Here is a 12,337-nt window from a genome sequence, read left to right as displayed (position 1 = left end):
CGAGGTATTCCAGTTCACCATCGGAGGTCCAGGCGACGAGGTCGCCGGTGCGGTACATGCGCTCGCCCGCGGTGAAGGGATTGGCGATGAACCGGTCCATGGTGAGGTCCGGCCGGCCGACGTAGCCGTGCGCGAGCTGGGCGCCCGCCAGATACAGCTCACCCGGAACACCCGCCGGCACCGGCCGCAGCCGCGCGTCCAGCACGTAGACCTGGGTGTTGAACACCGGTGCGCCGATCGGCACCGAGGTGGTGTCGGCATCGGTGACCTCGTGGAAGGTGACGTCGACCGCGGCCTCGGTGGGGCCGTACAGGTTGTGCAGCCGGGCGCCGGTGAGCTCGCGCAAGCGCTGCGCGGTGAGCGCGGGCAGCGCCTCACCGGAGGCGAAGACGTTGCGCAGGCCCAGGTATTCGGCGGCCAACGGTTCGGCCACGAACACCGACAGCATCGACGGCACGAAGTGCACCGTGGTGACCTGCTCGTCGGCCATCAGCTGGGCCAGGTAGGCCGGATCGCGATGCCCGTCGGGCTTGGCCACCACCAGCCGCGCGCCGACCTGCAAGGGCCAGAAGAACTCCCACACCGACACGTCGAAGGTGGACGGCGTCTTCTGGATCACCACATCGTCGGCGGCCAGACCGTATTCGGCGTGCATCCACACCAGCCGGTTGACGATGGCCGCGTGGCTGACCGCGACACCCTTGGGGCGCCCGGTCGAACCGGAGGTGAAGATGACGTAGGCGGTATTGCCCGGACGCAGCGGACGATGCCGGTCGGCGTCGGTGAGCACTTCGCCGGAGAACGCCGAGAGATCCAGCTCATCGATGCGCACCTGCCGTGACAGCGTGGTGTCCAGATCGGAACCCGAGGTGAGCACGCACACCGGGCGCGCGGTCTCCAGGATGTAGTCGATGCGCTCGGCCGGATGATCCGGATCCAGCGGCACATACGCGCCACCGGCGACGCTGATCGCGTACATGCCGACGACCAGGTCGATGGAGCGCCGCATACCCAGCGCCACATACGATTCCGGGCCGACCCCGTTCTGCTTGAGCCAGCGCGCCAGCCGATGCACCCTGGCGGCGAACTCGGCGTAGGTGAGACTTGTCCCCTCGAAGGTGACGGCGTACGCGTCCGGGGTGCGCGCGACCTGGGCCTCGAACAGCGAGACCAGGGTGGCGGCGGCATCGCCGACCGGCGAGGTCAGCGCGGCGTCAACCGGGAATTCGGTGTCGTTCCACCGATCCAGCACGCGGGTGCGTTCGATGGAGTCGAGCAGCTCGATATCGCCGACCGAGGTACCGGGCGCGTCGGCCACGCCGCGCAGCACCCGCAGGAACCGCTCGGCGAAGGTCTTCGCGTAGCCGGAGTCGAAAAGATCGGTGGCGTAGACGAGTTCGGCGTCCATCTCCGAATCCGCGCCGGGCACCTCGCTCAGCGTGAGCTGGAGATCGAACTTGGCCGTCGGCTGATTGATGCCGAGTTCGGTCACCGTGAGACCGGGCAGCTCCAGTGAGGTGCGGCCGAGGTTCTGGAACGACAGCATCACCTGGAACAGCGGATGCCGCGCCTGCGAACGCGCCGGGTTCAGCACCTCGACCAGACGTTCGAACGGCACGTCGGCGTGCGCGAAGGCCGCCAGATCGCGCTCACGCACCTGCGCGAGCAGTTCGCCGAACGGCTGCGCCGGATCGACCTCGGTGCGCAGCACCAGGGTGTTGACGAACATGCCGACCAGATCGTCGAGCGCCTGCTCACCACGGCCGGCCACCGGAATACCGATGGCGATGTCGTCGGTGCCGCTCAACCGCGCCAGCAGCGCCGCGAACGCGCCGTGCACCACCATGAACAGCGTGGTGCCGGTGCCGTGCGCGACCTGGTTCAGTTCCTCGATCAGCGCGCCAGGCACCCGGAAGCGGTGGGTGCCCGCGCCGTAGCTCGCGACGGCGGGTCGGGGGCGGCCGGCCAGGCGCAGCTCGTCGGGCAGCCCGGCCAGCGCGGTGCGCCAGTAGTCGAGCTGTTCGGAGATCAGCGAGGTCGGATCGTCCTCGGAGCCGAGCGCCTCGCGCTGCCACAGCGCGTAGTCGATGTACTGGACGGCCAGCGGCGGCCAGCCCGGCTCCACCGACGCCGTCCTGGCCACGTAGGCCGTCATCAGATCGCGCACCAGTGGACGCATGGAGAAGCCGTCGGCGGCGATGTGGTGCACCACCACGGCCAGCACGAAGTCCTGCTCGCCCAGCTGGAACAGCCGCAGCCGCACCGGCAGTTCGGTGGTGACGTCGTAGCCGCGGGAGGCGAATTCGTAGAGGGCGGAACCGATCTCGTCCTCGCCGAGCGCCACCACGTCCAGTTCGGGGATGGCCCGGGTCGAGGGCAGCACCCGCTGATAGGCAACGCCGTCGTGGGACGGGTAGATGGTGCGCAGCGACTCGTGGCGCACGATCACATCCGACACCGCGCCACGCAGCGCGTCCAGATCGAGCACGCCCTGCAACCGGACCGCGGCCGGGATGTTGTTGGCCGCGGAATCGGCGTCGAAGCGGTTGAGGAACCACATCCGCTGCTGAGCCAGCGACAGCGGCGGATGCTCCGGACGCACCTGTTGGGCGAGCGCCTGCCTGGCGCCACTGCCCGCATGCGATTCCATCCGCGCGGCGAGCGCACCCACGGTGGGTGCCTCGAACAGGGTGCGCACGCCCACCTGGGTGTCGAGTGCGGCGCTGAGCCGCGCCACCGCCTGGGTGGCGACCAGCGAGTTACCGCCGAGCTCGAAGAAGTCGTCGTCCACACCGACCCGGCCGACGCCGAGCAGATCGGCGAAGACCTCCGCCACGATCTCCTCGATCGGCGTCGAGGGCGCACGGAAGCTCTTGGCCTCGAACTTCGGCGCGGGCAATGCCTTGCGGTCCAGCTTGCCGCTGGCATTCACCGGGAAGGCGTCGAGAACCACGAGAGCGGCGGGGATCATGTAGCCGGGCAGGGTGGCCGCGAGGGCCGCCTTCACCGCGTCGGGATCGATGACGGCGTCGGCTTCGCGCACCACATAGCCCACCAGCTGATCGCCCGAATGCGCATCGGCGCGCACCACCACCACCGACTGCGCGATACCCGGGTGCGCCAGCAGCGCGGCCTCGATCTCGCCCAGTTCGATGCGCAGACCACGCAGCTTCACCTGGAAGTCGGTGCGGCCCAAGTACTCCAGCTCACCATCCGAAGGCCCACCCGTCTCCCGGCCACCACCCCCCATCGAATCGCTCCGCGATGCGGTTGCCCATCGGACGAGGTCACCGGTGCGGTACATGCGCTCGCCGGGAGCGCCGTAGGGGTTGGCGACGAACCGGTCGGAGGTCAGGTCGGCGCGACCGAGATAGCCGAGTGCCAGCTGATCGCCCGCGAGATAGAGCTCTCCCGCGATACCGGGGGCGACCGGTCGCAGCCGGGCGTCGAGCACGAAGACCCGGGTGTTCCACACCGGGCGGCCGATCGGCACCGAGACGGTGTCGGCGTCGGTCGCCTCGTGATAGGTGACGTCGACGGCGGCCTCGGTGGGGCCGTACAGGTTGTGCAGCCGGGCGCCGGTCAGCTCGCGCAAGCGCGCGGCCGTCGGTGCCGGCAGCGCCTCACCGGAGGCGAACACCTGCCGCAGTCGCGGTGCGGGAAGGGCCGCGGCGTCACCGTTCTCGTTGCCGAGGGTGGCCACGAACACCGACAGCATCGACGGCACGAAGTGCGCGGTGGTGATGCCCTGTTCGGCGATGATCCGGGCCAGGTACACCGGGTCGCGATGGCCGTCGGGCTTGGCGACGACCAGGCGGGCCCCGGTCTGCAAGGGCCAGAAGAACTCCCACACCGACACGTCGAAGGTCGCGGGGGTCTTCTGGAGCACGGCGTCGTCGGCGTCGATCGGGTACTCGTGCTGCATCCACAGCAGCCGGTTGACAATCGCGGCATGGCTGACCGCCACACCCTTGGGACGTCCGGTGGAGCCGGAGGTGAAGATGACGTAGGCGGTGCCCGCGCCCAGGATCGGCCGGGTCCGTTCGGCATCGGTGATCGGGGCGGTATCGAAGGCGGACAGGTCGAGCGCGTCCACCTCCAGCAGCGGCGCGGTCTCGGCGGTGAATTCGTCCCGCGTGGTGGTCAGGACGACCGCGGGCTGCGCGGTGGCCAGCACGTAATCGATGCGGTCGGCGGGCTGATCCGGGTCGATCGGCACATATCCCGCGCCGGTCTCCAGCACCGCGTACATCGCGACGACCAGATCCACCGAACGCCGGATGGCCAATGCCACCAGCGCATCCGCGCCCACGCCGTCGGCCAGCAGCCTGCGGGCCAGCCGATGCACTCGCCCGGCGAATTCGGCATAAGACAAGTTCGCGTAGCGATTCGATGAGGGGTGGTGGTCGGGCGACGGGTGGGCCTGCTCGTCTTCGAAGACCAGCGCCACCGCGTCCGGGGTCGCCGCGGCCTGCTGCTCGAACAGCGACACCAGCGTCGCCTCGGGCACCGGATGGGTGGTGTCGTTCCAGTCGGTGAGGACCTTGGCCCGCTCATCGGCGGCGAGCAGATCGATATCGCCGATGGCGATGGTCGGGTCGGCGGTGATCGCGGCCAGCACCCGGTCGAGGCGGTTGGCGAATTCGGCGACCGTGGCCTCGTCGAACAGATCCAGCGCGTAGGAGAACTCGGCCGACATACCGGCGGCGTCGCCCAGCTCGTCCTGGGTTTCCGAGAGCGTCAGCTGCAGATCGAACTTCGCCAGCCTGGCGTCGTAGTCGATGCCGTTGACCGACAGCCCGGGCAGCTCCAGGCTGGCCTGCCGGGTGTTCTGGAAGGTCAGCATCACCTGGAACAGCGGATGCCTGGCCTGCGAGCGAGCCGGGTTCAACACCTCGACCAGGCGCTCGAACGGCACGTCGGCGTGTGCGAAGGCATGCAGGTCGGTTTCGCGGGCGCGGGCCAGCAGCTCGTCGAAACCGGCGGCGCCGTCGACCTCGGTGCGCAGCACCAAGGTGTTGACGAACATGCCGATCAGATCGTCCAGCGCGGCTTCACCACGGCCGGCGACCGGGGTGCCGATGGCGATATCGCTGGTGCCCGACAGCCGTGCCAGCAGCACCGCCAGCGCCGAATGCATCACCATGAACAGTGAGGCATTGTGCCTGCGGCCCAGCTCCACCAGCGCACGCTGGGTCTGCCCGGAGATGACGAACGGATAGGTGCCACCGCGATAGGAAGCGACGGCCGGACGCGGCCGGTCCGAGGGCAGCACCAATTCATCCGGCAGGTCGGCGAGTTCACGCGACCAGTACCGGATCTGGTTGGAGATCAACGAGTTCGGATCGTCCTCGGAGCCGAGCACCTCGCGCTGCCAGAGCGCGTAATCGGCGTACTGCACCGGCAGCGCCGACCAGGCGGGAGCCTCCCAGGAGGTGCGTGCGGCGTAGGCGACCATGACGTCGCGAGCCAGCGGCCCCATCGACCAGCCGTCGGCCGAGATGTGGTGCACCACCATGCCGAGCACATACTCGGTCTCGTTGATCTCGAACAGCCGCGCGTGCAGCGGCACTTCGCTGGTGACGTCGAAGGCCATCGAGGCCAGCTCCACCAGATGGTCGATCAGGTTGTGCTCGGTGACCGGGATCGGGGTCAGGTCCGGCACGATCTGGGCGGCATCCAGTACCACCTGCACCGGGCCCGCGCTGGTCTCCGGGAACACGGTGCGCAACGACTCGTGCCGGTCGATCACGTCGATGACCGCGACCTGGAGCGCGGCGACGTCCAGATCGCCGGAGAGCCGGATGGCGACCGGAATGTTGTTGACCGCGGATTCGGTGTCGAAGCGGTTGAGGAACCACATGCGCTGCTGAGCCAGCGACAGCGGCACCTCCTCCGGCCGGTCCCGCGCCACCAGCGCCTTGCGGGCGCCGTCACCGGCGTGCGATTCCACCCGTGCGGCCAGCGCCGCGACGGTGGAGGCCTCGAACAGCATGCGCACCGGCACCCGGGTGTCGAGTGCGATGCCGAGCCGGGATGCGACCTGGGTCGCGATCAGCGAGTTGCCGCCGAGTTCGAAGAAGTCGTCGTCCACACCCACCCGGGTGATGCCGAGCACCTCACCGAAGATCTGCGCGACGATCTCCTCGATCGGCGTTGTCGGAGCACGGAATTCGCGCACCTCGAACACCGGCGCCGGCAGCGCCTTGCGATCCAGCTTGCCCGACGGGTTCAGCGGCAGCGCCTCGAGCACCACGATCGCCGAGGGCACCATGTACGACGGCAACGTGCGGTGCAGCGCGCCCTTGATGCTGTCGATATCGACCGGGCCCGCGTCGGTGACGACGTAGCCGACGAGCTGATCGCCTGCCACCGTGTCGAGCACGAGCACCACGGCCTGGTTGACGGCCGGATGATCCAGCAGCGCGGTCTCGATCTCACCGAGCTCGATGCGCTGACCACGGAACTTCACCTGGAAGTCGGTGCGGCCGATGTATTCCAGCACACCGGCCGTGCCGACCTCGGGGTCATGCGGTTCGACCCAGCGCACCAGGTCGCCGGTGCGGTAGAGCCGCGAACCGGGCGGGCCGAACGGGTCGGCGACGAAGCGTTCGGCGGTCAGGTCGGGGCGGCCGTGATAGCCGCGCGCGGTCTGGATGCCGCCGAGGTACAGCTCACCGGGGACGCCCACCGGCACCGGCGAGAGCCCCTCGTCGAGCACATAGGTGCGTGCGTTCCACACCGGGCGCCCGATCGGCACGCTGGCCGGGGCCACCTCGTTCAGATGCCAGGCGGTGGCGTGCACGGTGAACTCGGTGGGGCCGTACAGGTTGTGCATCGCGGCCGTGGAGAACTGCCGGAAGGCGGTCACCGTCGCAGGCGGCAGCGCCTCACCGGCCACCAGCACCGCACGCAGTGAAGCGCATTCGGCCGAGTTGGCGGCACCGGCGAACACCGAGAGCATCGACGGCACGAACGAGGTCATGGTGACCCGGTGCCGTCCGATGATCTCCGAGAGGTACAGCGGATCGCGATGCCCGTCCGGCGCCGCGATCAGCATCCGGGCGCCGACGGCGAGCGTGCCGAACAGCTCCCACACCGAGACGTCGAAGGTCACCGGGGTCTTCTGCAGCACCACATCGGCCGGGTTCATCCGGTATTCGGCGGTGATCCAGGCGATCTGGTTGACCACCGAGGCATGGCTGACCGCCACACCCTTCGGACGGCCGGTGGAACCGGAGGTGTAGAGCACGTACGCGGTGTTCGACGGACGCAGCGGCGCCAGGCGATCGGCGTCGGTGACCGGCGCGTCGGAGTAATCGCTCAGGTCCTCGGTGTCGAGGAAGATCACCGGCACCTCGCCGGCACTGATGTTGTCGGCGACGGTGGTGAGCACACACACCGGTGCCGAGGATTCGAGCACGTATTCGGTGCGCTCGGCCGGGTGATCGGGATCGATCGGCACATAGCCGCCACCGGCGGTCATGGTCGCGTAGAGCGCAACGAGCATGTCCACCGAACGCCGGATGCCCACGGCGACCAGCGATTCCGGGCCGACGCCCGCGTCGATCAGCTTGCGGGCCAGGCGGTTGACCCGGCTCGCGAACTCGGCGTAGGTGAGCTCTTCGTCCAGGCCGTCGATGCGGCCCGCGGCGTCGAAGACGACGGCGAGCTCGTCCGGGCGCTGCCGCACCTGCTCGGCGAACAGCTCCAGCACGGTGGATGCCGGAATCTCATGGGTGGTGTCGTTCCAGCCCGAGAGCACGGTGGCGCGTTCGGCGTCGTCGAGGATCTCGATATCGCGCACCGCGGTATTCGGTTCGGCGACAACGGTTTCCAGCACCCGAAGGTAGCGGCGGGTGAATTCGTCGACGGTGGATTCGTCGAACAGATCGGTGGCGTAGGAGACCACCGCGGCCATGCCTGCGGGCGCGCCGTCGCCCGCGCGCTCCTCGGTGACCGTCCATTGCAGGTCGAACTTGGCGATATCGACCTCGAGCTCGTCGGCGGTGACCGACAACCCGGGCAGCTCCAGCGTCGCGTGCGACATCTCCTGGAACGACAGCATCACCTGGAACAGCGGATGCCGCGCCTGCGAACGCGTCGGGTTGAGCACCTCGACCAGCCGCTCGAACGGCACATCGGTGTTCGCGAACGCCGCCAGGTCGGTTTCCCTGGTGCGGGTGAGGAATTCGGTGAACTGCTCGCTGCCGTCGACCTCGGAACGCAACACCAGGGTGTTGACGAACATGCCGATCAGATCGTCGAGCGCCTGCTCACCGCGGCCCGCGACCGGCGTGCCGATGGCGATATCGGTGGTCCCGGACAATCGCGCGAGCAGCACCGCCAGCGAGGCGTGCATGACCATGAACAGGCTGACGCCCTGCGCGCGAGCCAGCGCGGACAGCCGCTGGTGCAGTTCGGCGTCGATGGTGAAACCGACCCGGCCACCACGGAAGCTCTGCACCGCCGGCCGCGGCCGATCGGCGGGCAGATCCAGCTGATCGGGCAGCCCGGCCAGCGCGCGCTGCCAGTAGGCGATCTCGCGCGCGGCCATCGACTCCGGATCCGATTCCGAGCCGAGCAGTTCACGCTGCCAGATGCTGTAATCCTGGTACTGCACCGGCAGCGGCGCCCAGGACGGCTCCTCGCCCTCGGCGCGCGCCAGGTAGGCGGCCGCGACGTCGCGGGCCAGCGGGCCGAAGGAGAAACCGTCGGCGGCGATGTGATGCACCACGAACGCCACCGCGTATTCCGGGGTGCCGTTACCGCGGCCACCGGTGACCTCGTAGATCCGCACCCGGATCGGCAGCTCACGCGAGACGTCGAAACCGGTGGAGGCGAATCCGGCCAGCACACCGGGCAATTCGGATTCATCGATGGGCTCGACGGTGATGCCGAGATCGACCTGCTCGACCGGGATGACGAACTGATAGCCGCCGTCACCGGACTCCGGGAAGATGGTGCGCAGCGATTCCTGCCGCGCCACCACGTCCTCGAGCGCGGTCTGCAACGCCTCGACATCCACCCGGCCGCGCAACCGCACCACGAACGGCAGGTTGTAGGTCGGCACAGTGGGGTCGAACTGGTTGATGAACCACATGCGCTGCTGCGCCAGCGACAGCGGAACCCGTTCGGGCAGGCGCTGCGCCACCAGCGGCGGCCGGGCACCCGCGGTGGCGGCCGAATGCTCCGCGCGCGCCGCGATTCCGGCGACCGTCGGCGTCTCGAACAGCGCACGCACCCCGAGCTGGGTGTCGAACGCCGCGCTGATCCGCGACACCACCTGGGTGGCGACCAGCGAGTTACCGCCGAGGTCGAAGAAGTTGTCGTCGATGCCGATCCGGTCCTGGCTCAGCACATCGGCGAAGATGCCGGCCACCACCTGCTCGGCCTGGGTGCGCGGGGCCCGGAAACCGGAGGCGTCGGCGGCGAACACCGGCTCCGGCAAGGCCTTGCGGTCCAGCTTGCCGCTGGTGTTGAGCGGGAAGGCGTCCAGCACCATGATCGACGCTGGCACCATGTAGCTCGGCAGCTTCTCCGCGACGAACCGCGTCAGCTCCGCCGATTCCACCGTCTGCCCTGGCGCGGGCACCACATAGGCCACCAGCTGCTGACCGGTGGCGGTGTCGACCACCAGCACCACGGCCTGGCTGACGGCGCTGTGCGCGAGCAGATCGGTCTCGATCTCGCCGAGCTCGATGCGCTGACCACGGAACTTCACCTGGAAGTCGGTGCGGCCGATGTATTCCAGCACGCCCGCCGCGTTCCAGCGCACCAAGTCGCCGGTGCGGTACATGCGCTCGCCGTTCGGGGACAGCGGGTTGGCGACGAAGCGGTCGGAGGTCAGATCCGGGCGGCCACGGTAGCCGCGCGCCAGCTGACGTCCACCCAGATACAGCTCGCCCGGCGCGCCGATCGGCGCGGGCCGCAGCCGCGAATCCAGAACGTAGACCTCGACATTCCACTCCGGGATACCGATCGGCACCGTCACGGTGTCGGCGGCCGTGGCCTCCCAGTAGGTCACCGAGACCGCGGCCTCGGTGGGGCCGTACAGGTTGTGCAGGCCGGCCGAGGTGATCGCGCGGAAAGCCGCCGCCGTCTCCGGCGGCAGCGCCTCACCGATGACGAACACCGCGCGCAGCGATTCCACCTGCGCGGGGGTGGCATGGGAGACGAAGACGGTGAGCATCGAGGGGACGAAGTCGGTGAACGTCACCCGGTGCGTGGCGATCATGTCCGCCACGTACAGCGGATCGCGATGGCCGTCGGGTGCGGCGATGACCAGCTTCGCGCCCACCATCAACGGCAGGAAGTAGCCCCACAGCGACACGTCGAAGGTGGTCGCGGTCTTCTGCAGGTACACGTCGTCGGCAGTGAGCTGGTACTCGTCGAGCATCCACAGCTGCTGGTTGACGATCGCGTGATGGGTCACCGCGACGCCCTTGGGGCGGCCGGTCGAACCCGAGGTGTAGATGACGTAGGCGGTGTTGTCCGGCCGCAGCGGGGCCCGGCGGTCGGCGTCGGTGATCGGCTCGGCCGAGTAGCCCGACACATCGAGGGTGTCGATCTCCACGCGCTGCACCGATTCGGGCAGCTCCAGCTCGTCACCGGAGATCGTCAGCACACAGACCGGTGCCGCGCTGTCGAGGATGTAGGCGGTGCGATCGGCCGGATGATCCGGATCGATCGGCACGTACGCGCCACCGGCCTTCAGCACCGCGTGCATGCCGATGACCAGCTCCAGCGAACGCCGCATACCCAGCGCGACCAGCGATTCCGGGCCGACACCGTCGGCGATCAGGAACCGGGCCAGCCGGTTGACCCGCTCGTCGAACTCGGCGTAGGTGAGGGTGGCGCCCTCGAAATCGAGCGCGATGTTGTCCGGGGTGCGCGGGATCTGCGCGTCCAGCAGCGCGGGCAGCGTGGTGGTCGGCACCTCGTGCGCCGAATCGTTCCACTCCACCAGCGATTCGGTGCGCTCGGCGGCCGTGGTGACCTCGAGCTGCCAGACCGCGGTCTCGGCGTCGGCGGCCAGGAACCGGTCGAAGAACTCCAGGAAGCGGCCGTGATGGCGGCGCGCCTCGTCCTCGGTGTAGAGGTTCGGGTTGGTCTCGAAGTCGATATGCGAACGGGTGCCCGCCACCGACTGATAGAAGTTGACGCCCAGATCCTCGATGCTGCCGGTGGACAGCACGCTGAGCTGGCCGACCATCGGGCCGAGCACCAGCTCGTCGTGGAACAGCATGATGTTGACCCACGGACCGAAGAACTCCGTGGTCACCACACCGTCGCCGGCCGAGTCACGGCGGATGTCCTCATGCCGGTAGCGCTGATGACGCAGCGCCCCCGACACCTCCACCTGCACCTGCCGCAGCAGTTCGGTGACCGAGGTGTCATAGCCGACGTGCAGCCGCAGCGGCACGATATTGGAGGCCACACCGCCGGAGCGGCGCATCGCCGCGGTAGTACGTGCGGTGACCGGCAGGCTGAGGATGACTTCCTCGTTGCCGGTCAACTGGGCCAGGTACGCGGCGAAACCGGCGATCAGCATCGCGGCGGGCGACGAGTCGTGGCGGGCGACGGCCTCGGTGAGCAGCGAATCCTGCTCCTCCGACAGGGCGGCGCTGACGATCCCGTTCACCGGCGACGGCGGCGCCGAACGACCCGCCAGGCTCGACCCCTCCTCCAACCCCGCCACCCGCTGCGCCCAGTGCTCCTTATCGGACTGGAAGCGCGTGCTGTCGCGGTAGGCGATCTCGGATTCATAGAGGGTGCGCAGGTCGGCGGCCTTGCTCGGCGCGGGCTCGGCGCCGGTGACATAGGCGGTGTAGAGCTCGGCGATGCGCGTCATGAACGTCATCGCGCCGAAGCCGTCGAGGGCGATGTGATGGGCGCGCGAGTACCAGAACCAGCGGTGATCCTCGATCCGCAGCGCGGCCGCACGGATCAGGCGATCCTTGACGATGTCGAGCGGCTGGGAGTACTCCGCGCGCATCCACTCCTGGGCGGCGGCTTCGGGATCCTCGGCGTCGCGCAGATCCACGTATTCGAGGGTGGCGTCCAGCGACGGATCGACGGTCTGCAGCGGTTCACCATCGCGTTCGATGATCCGCAGGAAGCCCGAGCCCATCTCGAGAGCGGCATCGGCACTGGCCCGCTCGAGGGCCGCTACATCCAGGTCGCCGCGCAGATCGACATACTGCGCGATGTTGACCGGCACCTGAGGATCGACATGCTGGGCATACCAGATACCCAGCTGCGCCGGGGACAACGGAAAGAATTCATCCCGCTCACCACCAGTTTCGCCGTTTCCGCCGAAATCCAGCCGGTCCAA

Annotated in this window: 1 protein-coding gene (only partly in view); it reads right to left on the bottom strand. The window is 68.8% G+C overall.

Annotated features, from left to right (window positions below; translation table 11 throughout):
* Positions 1-12,337: the 5' portion of a non-ribosomal peptide synthase/polyketide synthase gene (locus AC5W7N_RS14435; RefSeq protein WP_495923994.1), read on the bottom strand. It extends 31,379 nt beyond the left edge of the window; the window shows 12,337 of its 43,716 coding nt (coding positions 1-12,337); it begins with the start codon at positions 12,335-12,337; its stop codon lies off the left edge, out of view.

Source organism: Nocardia sp. CDC519 (assembly GCF_059509835.1).
The sequence above is the reverse complement of the archived record's forward strand: the minus strand, read 5'-3'. Positions and strand labels throughout refer to the sequence as shown.